Origin of the sequence: Tsukamurella spumae, from assembly GCF_012396015.1 — a bacterium.
GTDB classification, from domain to species: Bacteria; Actinomycetota; Actinomycetes; order Mycobacteriales; family Mycobacteriaceae; genus Tsukamurella; species Tsukamurella spumae.
This window is the reverse complement of sequence record NZ_JAAXOQ010000045.1, coordinates 1-18,842: the sequence shown is the minus strand read 5'-3', so window position 1 is coordinate 18,842 and position 18,842 is coordinate 1. Positions and strand designations below refer to the sequence as shown.

The following is an 18,842-nucleotide window of genomic DNA, read 5'->3' as shown; positions in this document are numbered from 1 at the left end:
CGGGTCCACGACTCCAGTACCTCCCGGTCGCCGTCGCGCAGCGTCAACGCCGGAGCAGGATGATTCGCCATACCCCGATTCTCGCAGGCGTCGAACCGTTCAATGATTAACGACACGCGCCACTAGGATGCTTCTAATCCTGGTCTATTCCGGAGGTGGCGTTGGGTAGAAACGCCTGAAATGTGATCGATGCGCCGACGTTCCTCGTGATGCCGCTCTCGTAGCGACGCATCCGCAGGGAAGGCCTCGCGGTAGGTAGTGACGAGGCCTGCGAGTGTATGGGCGCGTATCTGCCCCGTTGAGCGGGTCAAATCTCGGGTGTCGTGGGCTACTGCGTGATCGGGCGGTCCGTGAAGTGGACAACGCGTGGGTCTCGAATGGTGAACATCGTCGTGTCGGCGGAGTCCTGCTCAGCGACTGCGAACATCGTCACGCCACCCGATTGCTGTTCGGTGTGTTTCGCCTTCGAGTCGAACCATAGCTCGCGAGCTCGTCGGACAGCGAAGCTGACCTCGCGATCGAGGCGGACACGCTGAGCAGCAGACCAGCCCCGCCGGTCGACCTTCATCGTGCACTCGATGGCCGCATTTCCTCGCCTGGCTGCGTGCAGGGTCAAGGTCAGGACGTCGCCGTCCTCGACGGGATCAACACGCCAACGCAGCGGCGCGTAGAACACCCGTGGGGCTGACCGCGCGATCTTGGCTTCCCATGGCGCAATCTGTTTGAAGCAGTACAGGTAGTTGCTTTGGTCAACGCCGGGAATGGAGAGCGGGTGCCTTGCACGGACCTCCTTGCTGCCTAACGCCAGCCAGTGGTTAACGATACGTTCGAGCGTGTGAGCCCGCCGGCGCCCGTCGGGGTCCGTCCCTCCGCTGCCTGCCTGGCGCCGCCGGCCACCGGGACCCGGCCGCTGCGAAACGACGGTGCCCGCGGGCCGTTGGCCTTGGCTGTGTTCATCGTCGACATGACCAAGTAGGACGAGCTCGGTCGGTACGACGGCCGTCCCGGGTCCGCCGTGATCGTCAACTGCGTCGACCTCACGTGGCCGTCTCGAGCAGTCGCCGCTGTGTCCGGGATCCTTGCCCGCACGAAACGACGGCGAAAGCTTGGTCGAGCCGAGTGCCGTCGGGTGCACCTTGGTCCCGCATTCCGTGCATCGAAAGGCTGTCGTCGCGATGAGCTCGGTTGTCCAGGAGCTTTCAAGCTCTGCGACGGTGACCGCGAGCGCCTCTGTGCCCACGGTGTAACACGCTTCGGATGAGGCAGACAGGCTGTTGCGTCGATGCACGCGCTGCATCCTTCCTGGTTCCGTGTGGCGTGTGCCGTCAGGATAGGCGCTCAAACACCTCCGTAGCGGACCGATCGACGAAGGTTTCCGCTCGAATTCGGGACACCGACAAGAGCGTGACTTCGGTGCGTAGGCCGGTGCTAGTCGTCGTGATTCTGATTGTCCCCGAAATGCGCGGCCCATAAGGTCCACCTCTCGCCACTCGGCTGTACTTCGCCTCGCTGGGCACGATGCGTTGCGCGGCATTGCGCCATCCACGCTTCGACCCACGCCGGTAGCGGGTTACGCCGTCGAAGAACTCATCATCCGCCACGGTCAGAAGACGCGTCGGTATGGCGAGACGGTTTGGTTCTGTTCGTCGGACGGCCGATCGAGAAGCCAGTCGAATTCATCGAGGCCCATCCCCCAACGATAGACCAGGGCGAACACCGGGATGAGCGCATTCGCCGGCGGTGGTCACTCGCGGCGCGCGATCTCCGTGGCGCTCCAATCCTGAAGGTCCGCTCAAGAGAATGTTACGGGCATGACAGTCGCCCACGCGCGAGCTCCAGACAATCGCTGGTGGGCACGACGGTCACGCGAGGACTGCCACAAAGCAAGAACCTCGTGGTGCTCGTCGCGTTTCTGACGACTGCACCACGAGGTTCTTACGTGCGACGGATCACTGCTTCGTTCGCAACGGCCGAATCCAGGACTTCCGACCTACCGCCGGAGCGTGACTATCGGGCTGCAGCAACCGACTCCGCGGCCTTCTTCGACCGGATGATGAAGTCGGCGCAGCGCTCGCCAACCACCACTGCGGGCATGTTGGTGTTCGCACGCGGAATGACCGGAAACACCGACGCATCGGCAACTCGCAGACCGGCCACGCCGCGTACCCGCAGCTGTGAGTCGAGCGCACCGTCGGTACCCATCCGTACCGTGCACGAAGGATGGTACGTGTGCTCGACGTTGGCACGGATCCACGCCTCGAGGTCGTCATCGGAGTCGATCTGCAGACCAGGGGAAAGCTCGACGCCGGCATGGCTGGCAAGGGGTCCGCTACTGACGATTTCTCTACTGAGCCGGATTGCCCTGATCATTGCGGCAATCTCAGCCCGATCCGACAGAAGGTTGAGGTGCACTTGTGCGCGCCGTTGGGGGTCAGCCGACGCGATCAGTACGGTTCCGACGCTGGTCGGAGTCCAATAGGACTGCCCCAGAGTGAATGCCGGCTTGTCGTGGACTTGGGCGCCATGCTCACGGAAGTAGGACGGCACGAACACGATCTGGAAGTCAGGTGCCGGAAGGCCTGGTTCTGTTCGTACGTGTGCCGTGGCCTCGGCCACGTTACTTGTGAGTTTCCCCTTCCCCTCCTCGGCCCACATCGCCACGTAGGACGGATCGTCTGCATCGAACAGGCCGACTTGATCGCCTTCGATCTCCCAATTCATCAGCGTCATAGGGTGATCCATGAGATTTGCACCTACCGCCGGAAGGTCCGCGACAGGAGTGATCCCGAGAGCGCTCAGGTGGTCTGCGGGACCGATACCGGATCGTTGCAGGATCTCGGGTGTGCCGAACGCACCTGCGCTCACGATGACTTCGCGCGATGCGCGACTCTCGACGGGCTGTCCATCGATCAGGTAGCGCACGCCTGTGGCGACTCCGTCCTCGACGATGACCTTGTCAATGAGCGCCCCCGTGACGATCTGGAGCAGCGAGTTGTTGCTCAGGGGGCCGAGATATGCGGTTGCGGCGTCGTAGCGGTGCCCGTCACGCGTCGTGGTCTTGGAGAGGCTCACGCCGTCGAGATTGGGCCCGAAATGCGTCGGGTTCTCTTGGATGCCCGCCGCGACTGCCGATTCGACGAACGCCTCGCTCAGAGGATCGGGAGAGGGCAACTCGCGCCATCCGAGAGGTGACTTGTCGAAGAAGGGCTCGACATCGGACCACGCCCACCCCTCGACGCCGTACTGCGCCCAATTGTCGTAGTCCTCGCTGCAACCACGAAGGTGCACCATGCAGTTCATCGAGCTGCAGCCGCCCATGGTCTTCGCTCGCGGCTGGTAGATGGTTCGTCCGTCGAGCGTAGGTTCCGGCTCGGTGCGGTAGTCCCAGTCACGATCGCTGTGGAACAGCTGGGCGAACGCTGCCGGGATCTGAACCTCGGGGGTGTCATTGGCCGGGCCAGCCTCAAGTAGCAGGACACTGGCACCGCCTTCGACCAGCCGCGCCGCCACGGCGCAACCGCCTGAACCTGCTCCAGCGACGATGTATTCATAGGTTTCCATAGTTACTCCTTTGGCTCGACACGGAACCGGCCTTGCCGGTCCTGAGTTCGGTCGGCCTGACGTTAGGAGCAGCCGAAGCTCTGAAAGTGTTCAGAAACTGAACACATCGCACGGTCGATGCGCTCTTACCGTGACTCCTGATCGTCTTCCGACCGCTTGGAGGTTTTTGTGAGCAACACGCCGCACTACGACATGTTCATCAACGGGCAATGGATCGAAGCGTCCGAACAGTACGAAGTCCGCTCCCCTGCAACGGGAAATGTCACCGCGACGGTGGCGTTTGGCGAGGTCCGACACGCCGACGCCGCGGTCGCTGCCGCCAAGGCGGCCCATGAGGAGGGCACGTGGCGCCGGATGACTCCTGAGCAACGTGGCGATGTTCTCGACCGTATGGCGGACAGCATGGAGGCGAAGGCGTCTGAACTGGCGAGGCTCGCCACCGGAGAGAACGGGGTGACCGTCCGTATCGCGAACGCATTCCACATTGGACTCGGCACAGCCAACCTCCGGTTCTTCGCAAACCTGGCCCGAGCATTCCAGCCTGAAGAGCCCAATCCACTCGTTCCCGAGACCGAAGACGTGCGTGCCGTCCTTCGGCGAGAACCGATCGGGGTCTGCGCAGGAATTGTGCCGTTCAACTTTCCGCTGGTTCTCGCGGGGTGGAAGGTTGGCCCCGCACTCGCGGCAGGCAATACGTTTGTCCTGAAGTGCGATGAGAACACCCCCCTCACTCTGCTCGAACTGGCGAAATCCGCTGAAGACGCCGGCCTTCCGCCCGGGGTCCTCAACGTCATCACAGGGCCGGGCGAGACAGTCGGAGCCCATCTGAGTAGCCATCCTGATGTACGGAAGATCGCGTTCACGGGCTCGACAGCCGTCGGGAAGTTGGTCCACAAGGCCGCCTCGGACAACCTGAAACGAGTCACGCTTGAGCTTGGCGGTAAGGGGCCGAACGTGATTCTCGACGACGCAAACCTGGACATGGCGATCGACGGTTCGCTCTACGCCTTCCTGATGTTCGCAGGCCAGGTCTGCGAATCTGGCACCAGGCTTCTCGTGCCGGCCGAACGTCACGACGAGATCGTTGAGCGACTCGTGTCCCGCGCAAAAGACATCCGGATCGGCGATCCGAACGATCCGGCCAGCGATATGGGGCCCGTCGCCTCACTGGACCAATTGAAGCGGGTCACCGACTACATCGAAATCGGACTGCGGGAAGGCGCAAACCTCGCGTATCAAGGCACCGTGCCGGGCGGCCCCGATTTCGCCAACGGCGCCTGGGTCGCTCCCACCATCCTCACTGGCGTCAACAATCGAATGCGGATCGCCCGCGAAGAGGTCTTCGGTCCCGTCCTCGTGGTAATTCCCTACAACACCGTCGAGGAAGCCATCGAAATCGCCAACGATTCGGACTACGGCCTCGCCGCCGGCGTCTGGGGTTCGCCCGAACGCGCGTTGGACGTGGCGAACCAGCTTGAGGCCGGCACCGTGTGGGTCAACGACTGGCACGCGGGCTTCCCGCTAAACCCGTTTGGCGGATACAAGCAGAGTGGCATCGGACGCGAGGTCGGCCCGAACGCCCTCGCTGAGTACACACAGGTGAAGACAGTCCACCAGGCCAAGGACAACGACTGGACGAAGCGAGGCTTCGGCCTCGTTTTGCCGCCGCCAGCACTCCTGGGCTGAGCGCACCTGCTGTTCGATCGATTCCTCTGGCCCACGTCCTGCGCTGCCGCCGGTCGTGGGCCAGAGCGGCGCCCCCGCATCATCCAGTTTCGCGGCCCGATTCGCGAATTGACCTTCCGAACTCGAAGACACGCCTATGCTTGTGTGATGAGCGTCTCCTCACCGGAACGCCCGGAGATCGCTATGTCCTGGCACCGTTCGATACTCAGTGGCGTCGCAACCGCGGGCCCTCGACTCGCCAACCCGGACATCGACATTGACCCCACCAGCCGGCTGCTCCGGGCCGCGGTTCCTGTGCTCGACCAGCTTGCAGAAAGACTGATTGACACCCGATACAACCTAATTTTGGCCGACCGTCAGGGACGCATCGTGTATCGCTGGTTTGCCGATCGCAGACTTGAGGCCGTCCTCGACGATCTGGGTATCCGCCCGGGCGCGACTGGCGCCGAGGAGGTGATCGGCACGAACGCTATAGGCACAACGCTCGAGATCCGCCGCGGAATCGCGATCAACGGCGAGGAACACTACATCGAACCATTCAAGCCCTACTCGTGCTACGGACACCCGATCATCAGCCCGGTATCCCGCCGCATAGAGGGCGTCCTCGATATCAGCTGCACGACAGGCGATGCCAACCCGCTCCTGGCCCCTTTTCTCGTGCGAGCCGTCGAGGACATCCAACTACGCCTCGTCGATCTGGCCGGCACCTCAGAGCGACTGTTGATGCGAGCTTTTCAAGCCGAGTCCACTCTTCGCAATCGGGCCCTGGCCGCATTCGGTGACGATGTCGTTCTGACGAACAAGGCTGCGGTCGATCTGCTTTCGCCCGGCGACTACGCATCGATGAGATTGCTTGCCGCAGAGCTCGACTGTAGCTCGGACCGGCACACCAGAGTGCGCCTGAGCTCCGGCCTCGAGGTGGATGTTCACCTCACCCGAATCGACGGCACTACAGACGGCACACTCTTCCGGTTCAATCGCACCGAGACGCCACCCCAGTCGGTGACCTCACAAGCCCACGCCACGGATAGCGCGGCCATTCAGATGGGGCCTGTACTGATCCATGGCACCGCAGGAACAGGCCGCACCACGGAAGCTCGCAGACTGCGGCCGGGTGCGCTCTTCCTCGATTCAGCGGACGCGGTGACGTTCGGTGAACGCGCCTGGGCCAGCCGCCTGCAGGAGATCCTCGCAAGCGACGCGACTGTGGGTCTGGAGAACATCGACCTTCTCCCCTGCTCACTGATTCCGCTAGTCGTCGACGTGGTCTCTGCGGGCCACGCGATCGTCCTGACCTCATGTCCTGTGCGAGACCTGCAGGGGCCACACCTGGCACTCGCATCGATGGTCGTCGAGCAACGAGAGCTCATCGACCTGCAGGATCGCACGGGCGAAATCGAATCGCTGGCAATGCATTTGGTAAAGGACATCGAGCCGCAGGCCGACATCCGCCTGCTCCCGAGCGTGATCGAAGCACTCGCAACGAGAGCTTGGCCCGGAAATTTGCACGAACTGCGCGCAGTGATGGTTGACGTACTGAAACGACGAAACAGCGGCGACGTAACCGTGCGAGATCTCCCCCAGGCCTACCGGACAACTACTCGAACTCGGAACCTGGCAGGACGCGAACGAGCGGAGCGGATCGCGATCATCGAAGCGCTTAAGGTCCACGACGGCAACAAGGCACGCGCAGCGAAGGATCTCGGGATCAGCCGCACGACGCTTTACGCCCGTATGCGAGCGCTCAAGATCGGAATCTAGGTACAAGCGGTACTGATGGACATGACGGTGACGTCGCCCCGCTCCTCGTCCTGTCGGACGCGGTCGGGGCGACGCCGGCGGAGGAACTGCAGATCTAGCGCGGCGCCATCCGCAGCGCGCCATCCATGCGGATCGTCTCGCCGTTGATGTAGTCGTGCTCGGCGAGGAAGTAGGCCAGCTGCGCGTACTCGCTCGGCTCGCCCAGGCGCGACGGGAACGGGATGCCCGCCTCGAGGGTCTTCTTGAACTCCGGGGTCACGCCGGCCAGCATCGGGGTGTTGATGGTGCCGGGGGCGATGGTGTTCACGCGGATGCCGAACTGCGCCAGGTCGCGCGCGGCGGTGATGGTCATGGCGTGCACGCCGCCCTTGGACGCGGTGTAGGCGATCTGGCCGATCTGACCCTCGAACGCCGCGACCGACGCGGTGTTGACGATGAGGCCGCGGGAGCCCTGCTCGTCGACGGCCTCCTGCTTGCTCATCTGGTCGGCCGCCAGGCGCATCACGTTGAACGTGCCGACCAGGTTGATGTTGATGACCGTCTGGAACAGGTCCAGCGCGTGCGGGCCGTTCTTCGACAGGATGCGGCCCGCCCAGCCGACGCCGGCGCAGTTGACGGCCACGCGCAGCGGGCCCGCCTTGACGGCCTCGGCGATCGCGGCGAGGACCTCGTCCTCCTTGGTCACGTCGGTCGCGACGAGGTGCACGTTCTCGACCGGGGCGGCCTTGTCGATCGACGGCTGCAGGTCGAGGCCGAAGACGGTGGCGCCGGCATCGGCGAAGCGCTTCGCGGTGGCGGCGCCGAGGCCGGATGCGCCACCGGTGACGATGACGGAGGAGCCGGAGACGTCCATGGCTGATTCCCTTCTGTAGTGGAGCACTCGCCGAAAATGCGAGTGCGGCGCACCTCACCAGTGAGGTACGAGTTCAATGCCCCGGGACCATCGAGCGATTCCGGGGAAGCAGGTTCGACGAGCAGTCGGGCGAGGCCAGGCTCGCCCAGGTCACGAACCTAGATGGACAGCAGCCTCAACTGTCAATGCCGGTTGGTCCGCGGATAGGTGTTCTGCATCCGCAAGTTGTGTCCACATCGCGTCGACCATGGGCTGCAGGAAGATTCGCCCCAGTTGGCGGACCATGAGTTTGACGGTCTGTTCCGCGACGGGCTGGCCTGTGGAGGCCACTCCCGCGTCACGCAGGGCGATCACCTGCTGTCTACTCAGGTCGGTCAGCCGCGCTAACAGCCCATCCGGTGGTGCCGACGGATCGAGTAATACGCGCCGCATGTAGTTGACCACAGATGGATGTGACTGCAACATCCGGCTGACGGCGAGATCACGGGCGGCAGCGACCTGTGCAGCCGATCCACCGTCGGGGGCAGCATCAGCGATCGCCAACGCGTGGTAGTCAACGATGAGCTGGTCAACCGCCTGGCGCAGCCCCTCCTTCGTCTTGAAGTGATGCTGAACGAGGCCGACGGCGACACCCGCTTCTGCGGCGACGGCGCGCATCGACACTTTGTCCTCACCAGATGCCGCGTAGAGGTCAAGCGCAGCGTTCCGGATCCTCGCCCGAGCCGTGAGGTCGCCGCCTGTAACGAAGGGTTCACCCATCACAAGCCTCCTTGGACCGCGAGTATACAAACCGTGCTTGACCCATACATATGTACTAGCTACTATACGAGCGTATAGCAAGAGGAGTGATTCATGACACAAGAACTGTCCGGTATTCGTGTAGTGACCCTCGCGGTCAATGTCCCCGGTCCGGTTGCAGCAGCGCGGCTGTGCGCGCTTGGTGCTCAAGTTCATAAGATCGAGGGGCCGGCGGGCGATACGCTGCGGACTGTCACGCCCTCCTGGTACGACGCCCTGGCACAGGGACAGACGGTCCTTACAGTCGACCTCAAGACCGATGCTGGCCGTGCGGTGTTCGAAACGGAACTGGACGCGGCTGACGTACTGATCACCGCGATGCGACCGTCTGCGCTTCACAAGCTCGGGATCGATGCGGCGGTCGCCGCGCGTCCCGCGCTCTCCCACGTCGAGATCGTCGGGTACGACGGAGAGCGCGCCGACGAAGCCGGGCACGACCTGACCTATCAGGCGGCGTACGGCATGGTGGTTCCCGGCGTCATGCCGACGGTGCCGGTCGTGGATCTGCTGGGCGCCGAACGCGCTGTCGCAGAGGTGCTGCTCGCGCTTCGCGAGCGCGACCGGACCGGGGCGGGCGCTGTCCGTCGCGTCGTCCTCGATGACGCGGCCGCCGATGCGGGCGCGGCCGTACGGCACGGGCTGCTCGGCGACGGGGCACCCCTGGGCGGTGCGGACCCCGCGTACGGCGTGTACCGCGCGGCCGACGGTCACGTGGCCGTCGCTGCGATCGAGCCGCACTTCCGCGCCAGGCTCGTGACCGCGCTCGGCGCCGAGGACCACGCCGGTATCGCGGCGGCGTTCGAGCGGCGCAGCGTCGACGAGTGGCTCGAGCTGGCAGCTCGGATCGATGTACCCATCACGGAGGTGCGCGGCGCGCGCACCGCACAAAGGAGCAGGTAACTTCCATGGCAGCGAACAACGAAGCAGTGATCGTCGGCGCGGTACGCACGCCCGTCGGTCGACGCAACGGCATCCTCAGCGGTTGGCACCCCGTCGACCTGCTCGGAGCCACCATCGCCGAACTGGTCCAGCGAGCGGCGATCGACCCGGCCTTAATCGAGGACGTCATCGCGGGATGCGTGCTCCAATTCGAACAGCAGACGGGGAACCTCGGACGGCACGCGGTCCTCGCCGCAGGCCTCCCCGAGACGGTTCCGGCGGTGACAGTCGACCGGCAGTGCGGCTCGGGCCAGCAGGCCGTCAGCTTCGCGGCGCAGGCCGTGATGGCCGGCACGCACGATCTGGTCATCGCGTGCGGCGTCGAGTCGATGTCCCAGGTCCCCATGCCACCGTCGATGACCCCGGGCGCGCCCCTCGGACCGCAGTACAGTCCGCGTGAGCTGGCGCGGTACGACGGCGGTCTCATGGCACAGGGCCTCTCGTCCGAACTGATGAACAAGCAGTTCGGATTCACCCGCGCCGAACTCGACGAGTTCGGGATCCGCAGCCACGAGCGGGCGGCCACAGCCACCGCCGCAGGCCGATTCCGAGAGCAGCTGGTCCCGATCCACGCAGATCCGGCCGACGACACGTCGCCGCTCGTCGACCGCGACGAAGGGATCCGCGCGGAGCAGGACCCCGCCAAGGTGGCCGCGCTGCGCACCGTCTTCGCCGAGGACGGGATGACGACTGCGGGGAATTCATCGCAGCTCAGCGACGGCGCCGCCGCTCTCCTGATCGCGAGCCGCGAGTTCGCCGAGGAACACGGCCTGCGGCCCCGCGCCCGATTCCGCGCGCTCGCCGTCGCGGCGGACGATCCGATCGTCCAGTTCACCGCGATCCTGCGGGCCAGCCACACAGCGCTGCGCCGATCCGGACTGGAGGCGAGCGACATCGACCTGTTCGAGGTCAACGAGGCCTTCGCCGGGGTACCACTGATGTTCCAGCGCGAGTTCGACGTCCCCGACGACAAGCTCAACGTCAACGGCGGATCCGTCGCCATCGGACACCCGCTCGGGTCCACCGGCGCGCGGATGCTGACCGATCTCCTCTGCGAGCTCGAGCGCCGCGGAGACCGCTTCGGACTTCAGACGGTGTGCGAGGCCACCGGAACCGCGAACGCCACCATCATCGAACGCATCGGCTAGAAGGGCATCCACCATGACCGACATTGTCAAGGGGCTGCCGTCCACGCACGGCGACAGCACCCAGCTCAACACGACCACCCTCATCCGGCACGCCGCCAGGACCTACCCGGAACAGGAGATCGTCTACCGCACGCCCGACGGCGGCTGGGACCGCTACACCTACGCCGACGCGTACCGTCGTATCCGCCGGGCCGCGAACGTGCTCGGCGGACTCGGCGTGGGCCCGGCCGACGTGGTCGGCATCCTGGACTGGAACAGCAAGCGCCACTTCGAATTGTACTGGGCCATCCCCGGCACGGCGGCGGCGATGCTGCAGATGAACCTGCGCCTCTCGCCGGCGGACCTCGGCTACGTCGCCACCCACAGCGGCGCCTCCGTCGTGCTGGTCGACGAGTCCCTGCTCCCGGTCGCCCGCGAACTCGCTCCACACGCACCCGGCATCACGACCTGGGTCGTGATGACCGACCGGCCCTCGTCCGAGGTGGATCCCGGCCTGCCGAACGCGGTCTTCTTCGAGGATCTCATGGCTGAGGCCTCCGACGAGATCGACTGGCCAGTGATCGACGAGACGTCCACGTACAGCGCTTGTTACACCACGGGAACCACCGGCCGGCCGAAGGGTGTGTACTACTCGCACCGGGGCATCTACCTGCACACCATGGCGCAGGTGGCCGCCATGGGGATGAACGCCGCGGACTCGGTCATGCTGATCACGCCGATGTTCCACGGCCAGAGCTGGGGACTGCCCCAGTCGGCGGTGTACGCGCAGGCGAAGGTCGTCCTCCCCGGCCGGTACACCGCCGAGGACACGGCAGTTCTCGTCGACGCGATGATCGCCGAGCAGGTGACCGTGGCGAACGGCGCACCCGCGATCTTTGGTCCCATGCTCGACTACATCAAGACCCTCGACGCGATGCCCGACCTCAGCCGTGCTCGGCTCCTCTGTGGGGCGACGGAGCCGCCATTGACCATGATGCGCGGATTCTTCGAGCTCACCGGCGCCGACATCATCCACGCCTACGGAGCAACGGAGACGACGCCGTTCGTGGCCGTCAACCGCGGCATCAAGCCGACCCTCACGGATCTCACCGATGATGAGCGCTGGGACCTCAAGCGCTGCCAGGGACTCCCCTGCGTCGGCGTGGACCTGAAGGTCATCGGCCCCTCGGGCGAGGAACTGCCGCACGACGGCGTCGCCGAGGGCGAGCTGCTCATCCGCGGCCCGTGGATCACCGAGCGCTACCACGACCTCGACGAGGTTCCCGGCGAGCGGTTCATCGACGGCTTCTGGCGGAGCGGCGACGTCGCGACCATCCATCCGAACGGCTACGTTAAGGTCGTCGACCGGCTCAAGGACGTGGTCAAGAGCGGCGGCGAATGGATCTCGTCGATCGACATGGAGAACGCGATCGTGGCACACCCGCGGGTGCGGGAGGCGGCCGTCATCGGCGTCGCGCACCCGAAGTGGCAGGAACGCCCCGTCGTGCTGCTCGCCACGATCGACGGCGAAGATGTGCCCCTCGCGGAGATCCACGAGCTGCTCGCCGGGCGGTTCGCGAAGTGGCAGCTGCCCGACGTCGTGATTCGCGTCGACGCTCTGCCGCGCACCAGCGTCGGCAAACTCGACAAGAAGGTCATGCGGGTCGACCACGCCGACGTGTACACAGGGGTCACCGAATGACGTCAGCGTCTACCGGAGAGCCAGTGGTGATCCGCGAGCACGTCGGCGCGGTCGCCGTGCTGAGCCTGAATCGCCCGAAGGCCTACAACGCGCTCAACCGAGAAGTTTTCGATGCGCTCGGCGCGCACCTGGCAACGTGCAAGGACGACGATGCCGTGCGTGCAGTGATCATCACCGGATCGTCGAAGGCGTTCTGCGCGGGCGCTGACATCAACGCATTCGACGCATTGCGCGCCGAATCGATCCTGGGGTCGTTCGACGCTGGCGGCGGGCCGACCTGGGAGGTGCTTAACGCGTGTCGCAAGCCGGTGATCGCCGCAGTCGAAGGCGTAGCCTTCGGCGGCGGTTGCGAGCTAGCGCTGGCCTGCGACACGGTCATCGCCGGAGCGGGCGCTCGGTTCGCCGTGCCGGAGGTGAAGCTCGGAGTGATCCCGGGTGCGGGCGGCACGCAACGCCTAATCCGGGCCGTTGGCAAGGCCAAAGCGATGGCCATGCTGCTCAGCGGCGATCCGCTGGATGCAGCGGCCGCCGAAGCCGCCGGTCTGGTGGCCGCGGTAGCACCCGCCGGCGAAGCGCTGACTGCCGCGCTGGCGCTCGCCGGCCGCATCGCGGCGAACTCTCCGCTCGCCGTCGCACTCGCGAAGGATGCGGCACGCGTGTCGATGGAGTCACCGCTCGCCCACGGCCTGGAGTACGAGCGGCGCAACTTCGCCGTCGCGCTGCGCTCGGACGACTGCCACGAAGGCCAGCGGGCCTTCGAAGAAAAGCGGACCCCCGAATTCCACGGAAAGTGATCTAACATGACGACTCAGCTAATCCGCGACGTGCAGATTCCGGTAGGCAATGATTGTGTTGTCGTGGCCGACCTGATCAAACCGAGTGGTGACGCACCGACTCCGGTGCTCGTCACCGTGATGCCCTATCGGCGCGATACGGCCGGTCACGTCACGCATGCGGACGCGATGACGTGGTTCGCCGAGCGCGGCTACGCCTCGGTCTTCATTGATCCTCGGGGCCTCGGCGGATCGTCGGGAACGATGCTGCCCCCGCTGGATCCCCAAGAGGGGCGCGACGCCGCCGCGGCGATCGAATGGATCGCCGACCAGCCGTGGTGCGATGGATCGATCGGCATGTGGGGGATGTCTTATGGCGGAATCATGACGCTGCGCACGGCCGCCCTGCGCCCGCGCGGGTTGAAGGCGATAGTGCCGATCTTCTTCACCGCGGACGGATCCGATGGCCTGGCCAACCCGAGCGGGGTACGCGGCGGTGTGATGGCCACCGGTCTATGGGGAACGAAAACCCTGCTCGATCAGGTTCTGCCACCCGTGCGCACCAACCCGACCAGTATCGAGATGGAGAGTTGGCGAGCTCGACTGGACGAGACGCCGAACATCATCGACTTCTGGCAGCACGGTCCCGACGATCCGGTCTGGGGGGAGCGCGCCATCGACGCCACTCTCGTGGACGTCCCGGCGCTGTGCTTCTCGGGCTGGCGCGACCTCTTCTGCTCCGGCAGCGTGCGCGCCTACGAAGCGATCCCGACACGGAAGCATCTCGTGGCGGGGCCGTGGATGCACGTCGAGCCCAGCGCCTCTCCGATTGCGCCTGCGGAGCATCGCGAGCTGATGCTCCGTTGGTGGGACCGTTGGCTCCGCGACAAAGCGGAACCGGAGTTCGACGCCGACGGTGCGACCGTGTTTGTGCAGGGAAGCGCGCAATCCTGGCGCGAGTACACGGCGTGGCCCCCGGCAGAAAGTCGAAGTGTCGTCTTTGACGCGGCCACCTCGAGCGAATTGATCCCCGCTCCCGACGATGGCGCCTCCGCGCCGCCACACTGGCCGGCGGTGTCGGTGAGCGACGCCGTCGCGGGCACACAGTCGGGGACGTGGTACATCCCCACGTTCGGTTACGGGCTGCCCTTGGATGAGCAGGAGGACGACCGGCGGGCCGTGGCCATCGATGGCGAGGAGCTCACCGAGGACACAGTCATCATCGGAGCGCCGACCGCCGACGTCGTGACAGGGGAGGGGACGACCAGCGATCGTATCGTCGTGCGCGTTGCCGACGTGGCCCCGGACGGTAGTTCGCATCTGATCACGACGGGCATCGCCCCCATTACCGGCGGCGCCGGTCAGTGGCGCGTCACGTTGGCGCCGACCGCGTACCAGGTGCCCGCCGGGCACCGGATTCGCATCGTCGTTTCCAGCAGCGACTTTCCCCACGTCCTGCCGGCCGTGCAAGCGGATGGCTCCAGCTCCGTTCTGGAGGTTCAGGGACTCCGCCAGCACTTGCTGACAATCGACCCCGGCGCCGGGGTGCCGACAACACTTCCGCCGCCCCCGACCGCCCTGCCGGACGGCATCATCAGTGCCGCGCCGGTGTGGAAGATCGGGCGCGACCTGATCCTCGACGGGGTTGAGATGCTCTCCGGCGCCGACGTCGCGGTGAGAACATTCGACGAAGCCCATGTCTATGAGTCGTCAACGCGTGATTTTGCCGAGGTCAATAATCTCGCGCCGAGTATGGCGCGACTGACCTTCGATCACGCGGCGACGGTGCGGTTGGCGAATGGCCGGACCATCGAAGGAAGCGTGCATTCTGAGTTTGTGGGCGGAAAGCTCACAGCACACGCAAAGGTTCGCGTCGGGGATGACCTCGTTGTCGATCGAATCTGGGAGGTATAGAAACGATGTCCGAACTGTTCCCCAACTATCGCGCCCCTTGGGAGTCCGATGACCAGGCAGCCCTTCGGGTGCATGCCGCCGCGTTCGTCGCCAAAGAAGTGACTCCGCACGAAGAGCGCTGGGCCCAGCAGCACCAGGTCGACCGTGACGTCTGGAACAAGGCCGGCGCGGCGGGTCTGCTCTGCCTCGATGTGCCCGAGGAATTCGGCGGTGCCGGTGGCAACTTCGGGCATGAGTCCGTCGTCCAGCAGGAGCTGGTCGGCGCCGGCGACAGTGCAATGGGCTTCGCCGTGCACTCGACCATCGTGGCGCACTACATCAATTCGTACGCCACCGCAGAGCAGAGGAAGCGGTGGCTGCCCAGATGCGCCACGGGCGAGGCGGTTCTCGCCATTGCGATGACCGAACCGGGGACAGGGTCTGACCTGCAGGCTGTTCGCACGACCGCCGTCCGACAGGGCGACGACTACCTGATCAACGGATCGAAGACCTTCATCTCGAACGCCACCCACTGCGACCTTCTCATCATTGTCGCCAAGACCGATCCCAGTCAGGGGGCAAAGGGAATTTCCCTTTTCGTCGCCGAGACCAAGGACCTGGACGGCTTTGAACGCGGCCGAATCCTAGATAAGATAGGACAGCACGGACAGGACACCAGAGAACTGGCATTCACCGATATGCGCGTCCCCGCGGCCAACCTCCTAGGAGGCGTCGAGGGCCAGGGCTTCTATCAGCTAATGAACCAGTTGCAGCGGGAGCGACTCATCATTGCAGTCGGCGCGATCGCAGCAGCCGAGACCGCGGTCGCCCGGACTATCGCGTATGCCAAAGAGCGCAAGGCTTTCGGCAAGCCACTGATGCAATTCCAGAACACCAGATTCGTCCTCTCCGAATGCAAGGCCGACGTCCTGGCCGGCAAGACACTCATCGACCATTGCATCGGCGAGCAGATCGCGGGCCGACTGGATCCCGCAACCGCCTCGATGGCGAAGCTGTGGGCGACCGAGAAGCAGAAGGAGGTCATCGATCGGTGCCTCCAACTGTTCGGCGGCTACGGCTACATCCTCGAGTATCCGATCGCCAGGATGTACGCCGACGCTCGGGTCCAGACGATCTATGGCGGAACCAGCGAGATCATGAAGGAGCTCATCGGAAGGTCGCTCTAGACGAGCAGCAAGAGCCGCAGCATGGAGAACCATCCTTGTGAGTTTCGCGAAGTCTCGTCGACCGAAGCGCTATGTCTGAGCCGCAACTACTTGTTCCCGGCTCACGAAGGGAGCAACCGCCATGATCTGCATCTTGGGTTCGGCCGGGCACTTCGGCCTGCGGCTCGGAGTACTTCGGGGACTTGGCGAGATGTACGAGCGCAGCGACATGAACGACCTCAGCGATCGCGTCTTGAAGACAACGGATAGCGAGCCTCGACCGACGATTTTCTCGACGCCAGACTCGTCGCGTGGCCGTCCTCCAACGGTCCGATGATGACAAGGATCCTCTGTAAGGAGCAACCAGGCGCTACCGCGGTGGCTGCGGAAACGTCATTCCGTGGAGTGGTCGCTTTGCTCGACGACCTCGTTTCAAGTGAGTCGTTCCTCCGCGGGAGCGCCCACCGCCTGCGTGCCGAGGTGCCTGCGTACCGGTCGGTGTCCGACGAGTCGATCACCGCCTGTGTCGAACGGATCCTGCGGTTCGCTGCCCCGGTCTTGATCCGGGGCAGCGAACCGCCAAGCGGCGAGATTGTCGGGGCCGATCACGCGACTCTCGAGAAGCTACTGCAAGGTGCGGACTTTCACGATGTCATGGCTGGATTCCGCTCCGTCATCACGGGGATCCAGCACTGGATCGCCGATCGTGCCCCCGCGCATGGCGTTGCGGTCGGCACGGTACTCGAGCTCTCACAACTGCTGTGGGGATTGAGTGACTCGTTCTCCAACCAGGCGACCGAAACGTACCGCCGCTATGTAACACTCGGACAGCCGAAGCTCGAACAACAACGTCGTAGGCGGTGGGTGACTGGCCTCCTCGCGGGCAGCCTTCCCGTGCACGATATTTGGCTTGGATGCGCCGAATTCCACATCGATCACGACGCACTCGTGCACGTAATCTGTGTCGCTGCCGTCCCGCAATACGCGTTAGAGGGCATCGCGACTCGGCTGATTGACGACTGCACGGCGAACGCCGGTGCCAGCGAATCGGTAACGATGCTAGTTCCCGGCGCGGGCGGCCTCATCGGATTCACCACGTCGCCACCCGGATCGTCACGAATGCCTGTCGCGGTTGGTCCGCCACGACCACTCAGTTCCCTCAACAGCTCGTACGTCATCGCGCGGGACATCCTCGCCGCCGTCGGCTCAACGGCTGGCGTACACAGCCTCGAATCGGTCAGCTGGCGGGTCGCGGTGCCGGCGCAATACGCCCTCAACGCGTTCCTCGACCGTCGATATCTAGTTCCCTTGCGCGAGCATGGCGCGTTCGGAGAGCTCATCATCGAGGCGCTTCAGGCCTGGCTCAATCACGACCGGAACGCTGCGCGAGCAGCGGCCAGCATCCCCGTCCACAGGAACACCCTCCGATACCGGCTGAGCCGGTTCGAGGAACTCACCGAGTGCTCACTCGACGAGACTGAGACGATCATTGAGCTCACGTGGGTACTTGCCGCCTCATCGGCCCTTCGAAGCGAATAACCGGCGGCGGCGCAGCCTTTTGGACGAGTCCGCGACTGCTCTTACCGCGTGAGAACCGTGCGCGAGAGGCCGATCATTCCGGACCCGTCAACGACCGCGCCCCCGAGTTTCCGCGCACGATGCCGTCCACCCGCTCGATCACCAGGAGTAGTTCCGCTCGCTGGGCGGGCTCCAGATCCCTTCTTCTCGCAAGTGATCGAGCACGGGCGCGAAGGCCCGAACCTCGGCTGGATTCCACAACGGGAAGTTGACGAGCACGTTCGATGTGGCGGTGTGCTGTTTGAGAGCGATCAGTTGCCTTGCCACCTGCTCGCTGGTGCCGAAAATCTTGAGTATCCCCTGACCACTGCCCCACGCCCGCGCAGCTGCCTCAGACCCTTGTTCCTCGAACAGCGCGCGAACAGAGTCGATTCCGCCCAGGATATCGGCGGCCAACTCCATCGTTGCGTCCTCGTTGAGCGACCTCGTGAGCCGTTCGTAGGTCTCCTCAGCCTCGCCCTCTTCCTCGCGAACAATGACTATGGCGAACGGAGTCGTACCTAGCGGAGCTGCACGCCCGACGCTCTCAAGTACGGATTCGACGCGATGTCCGGTCTCTCGCACCTTGTCTAGGCTGTTGCCGGCAACGACGAGTTGGTCGCAATGTCGAGCGGCAAAGGCCATACCAGCCGGTGACCCGCCAGCGCTCACGAGGAGTGGGTGTGGACGCTGGAGCGGGCGGGGCGCCTTGATTCGGCCGTCAACGCGGTAATAGTCGCCCTCGAAGTCCACAGCTTCCTCGTCCGCCCAGAGACGCTTGACAACCTCGACGAACTCGCCCGCCATGGCGTAGCGGCGGTCATGCTCAACCAGGTTCTCATCACCGAACAAGCGCGCCTCAGGGTCGCCGAACCCTGTCACGACGTTCCAACCCCAGCGTGGCAGATAGGGCTTGTCGGTACCGCGGGTCCGGCGAGTTGGTACCGCTGTTCCGGCGACCCGGAACCGGCCCGCGCGTGAGGCGGGCCGGCACCGTCGGGGGTTACTCCCAGTAGCCGGTGGTCG

Annotated in this window: 14 protein-coding genes; 9 read left to right on the top strand and 5 right to left on the bottom strand. The window is 64.8% G+C overall.

The window, feature by feature from the left end; translation table 11 throughout:
* Nucleotides 1-328 precede the first annotated feature (328 nt).
* A complete protein-coding gene (locus HF999_RS21020; protein ID WP_138944086.1) occupies nt 329-1,288 on the bottom strand; it encodes a hypothetical protein in 960 nt (319 codons plus the stop codon).
* A 719-nt stretch (nt 1,289-2,007) separates the two neighbouring features.
* Nucleotides 2,008-3,561 (bottom strand): GMC family oxidoreductase, encoded by a 1,554-nt coding sequence (locus HF999_RS21015; RefSeq protein ID WP_168547750.1) that lies wholly within the window; start codon nt 3,559-3,561, stop codon nt 2,008-2,010.
* Between the two features lie 168 nt (nt 3,562-3,729).
* Between HF999_RS21015 and HF999_RS21010 the strand changes: the two genes are divergently transcribed.
* Nucleotides 3,730-5,247, top strand: coding sequence for an aldehyde dehydrogenase family protein (locus tag HF999_RS21010; protein ID WP_006368930.1), 1,518 nt, complete (start codon nt 3,730-3,732; stop codon nt 5,245-5,247).
* Between the two features lie 147 nt (nt 5,248-5,394).
* Nucleotides 5,395-7,008: a sigma-54-dependent Fis family transcriptional regulator gene (locus HF999_RS21005; protein WP_035727429.1), complete on the top strand. Its 1,614-nt coding sequence runs from the start codon at nt 5,395-5,397 to the stop codon at nt 7,006-7,008.
* Nucleotides 7,009-7,102: 94 nt separating this feature from the next.
* Here HF999_RS21005 and HF999_RS21000 read toward each other — a convergent pair whose 3' ends face one another.
* A complete protein-coding gene (locus HF999_RS21000; RefSeq protein WP_006368932.1) occupies nt 7,103-7,861 on the bottom strand; it encodes an SDR family NAD(P)-dependent oxidoreductase in 759 nt (252 codons plus the stop codon).
* A 150-nt stretch (nt 7,862-8,011) separates the two neighbouring features.
* Nucleotides 8,012-8,620, bottom strand: coding sequence for a TetR/AcrR family transcriptional regulator (locus HF999_RS20995; RefSeq protein WP_006368933.1), 609 nt, complete (start codon nt 8,618-8,620; stop codon nt 8,012-8,014).
* Between the two features lie 93 nt (nt 8,621-8,713).
* On the opposite strand from HF999_RS20995, the gene HF999_RS20990 reads away from it, so the two are divergent.
* The 7 genes from HF999_RS20990 (at nt 8,714) to HF999_RS23100 (ending at nt 17,798) form a co-directional block, all read left to right on the top strand.
* Nucleotides 8,714-9,559: a CoA transferase gene (locus tag HF999_RS20990; protein ID WP_006368934.1), complete on the top strand. Its 846-nt coding sequence runs from the start codon at nt 8,714-8,716 to the stop codon at nt 9,557-9,559.
* Nucleotides 9,560-9,564: 5 nt separating this feature from the next.
* On the top strand, nt 9,565-10,746 hold the full coding sequence (locus HF999_RS20985; RefSeq protein ID WP_006368935.1) for a thiolase family protein: 1,182 nt from the start codon (nt 9,565-9,567) through the stop codon (nt 10,744-10,746).
* Nucleotides 10,747-10,759: 13 nt separating this feature from the next.
* Nucleotides 10,760-12,427 (top strand): long-chain-fatty-acid--CoA ligase, encoded by a 1,668-nt coding sequence (locus HF999_RS20980; protein ID WP_006368936.1) that lies wholly within the window; start codon nt 10,760-10,762, stop codon nt 12,425-12,427.
* Nucleotides 12,428-12,450: 23 nt separating this feature from the next.
* Complete coding sequence (locus HF999_RS20975) at nt 12,451-13,221, top strand: enoyl-CoA hydratase-related protein (RefSeq protein WP_006368937.1); 771 nt, start codon at nt 12,451-12,453, stop codon at nt 13,219-13,221.
* A gap of 63 nt (nt 13,222-13,284) precedes the next feature.
* Nucleotides 13,285-15,114 (top strand): CocE/NonD family hydrolase, encoded by a 1,830-nt coding sequence (locus tag HF999_RS20970; protein WP_035727433.1) that lies wholly within the window; start codon nt 13,285-13,287, stop codon nt 15,112-15,114.
* 5 nt (nt 15,115-15,119) lie between these two features.
* Nucleotides 15,120-16,280 (top strand): acyl-CoA dehydrogenase family protein, encoded by a 1,161-nt coding sequence (locus tag HF999_RS20965; RefSeq protein WP_006368939.1) that lies wholly within the window; start codon nt 15,120-15,122, stop codon nt 16,278-16,280.
* A 357-nt stretch (nt 16,281-16,637) separates the two neighbouring features.
* Complete coding sequence (locus HF999_RS23100; RefSeq protein WP_158645186.1) at nt 16,638-17,798, top strand: PucR family transcriptional regulator; 1,161 nt, start codon at nt 16,638-16,640, stop codon at nt 17,796-17,798.
* Between the two features lie 138 nt (nt 17,799-17,936).
* Here HF999_RS23100 and HF999_RS20955 read toward each other — a convergent pair whose 3' ends face one another.
* Nucleotides 17,937-18,722, bottom strand: a complete 786-nt coding sequence (locus HF999_RS20955) for an LLM class flavin-dependent oxidoreductase (RefSeq protein WP_281347395.1) — start codon at nt 18,720-18,722, stop codon at nt 17,937-17,939.
* Between the last annotated feature and the right edge of the window lie 120 nt (nt 18,723-18,842).

Coding starts and splice junctions, on each gene's coding strand:
- HF999_RS20980 (WP_006368936.1), top strand. CDS start 10,760: ATGACCGACATTGTCAAGGGGCTGCCGTCCACGCACGGCGACAGCACC.
- HF999_RS20995 (WP_006368933.1), bottom strand. CDS start 8,620: ATGGGTGAACCCTTCGTTACAGGCGGCGACCTCACGGCTCGGGCGAGG.
- HF999_RS20990 (WP_006368934.1), top strand. CDS start 8,714: ATGACACAAGAACTGTCCGGTATTCGTGTAGTGACCCTCGCGGTCAAT.
- HF999_RS20965 (WP_006368939.1), top strand. CDS start 15,120: ATGTCCGAACTGTTCCCCAACTATCGCGCCCCTTGGGAGTCCGATGAC.
- HF999_RS21015 (WP_168547750.1), bottom strand. CDS start 3,561: ATGGAAACCTATGAATACATCGTCGCTGGAGCAGGTTCAGGCGGTTGC.
- HF999_RS21000 (WP_006368932.1), bottom strand. CDS start 7,861: ATGGACGTCTCCGGCTCCTCCGTCATCGTCACCGGTGGCGCATCCGGC.
- HF999_RS20985 (WP_006368935.1), top strand. CDS start 9,565: ATGGCAGCGAACAACGAAGCAGTGATCGTCGGCGCGGTACGCACGCCC.
- HF999_RS21005 (WP_035727429.1), top strand. CDS start 5,395: ATGAGCGTCTCCTCACCGGAACGCCCGGAGATCGCTATGTCCTGGCAC.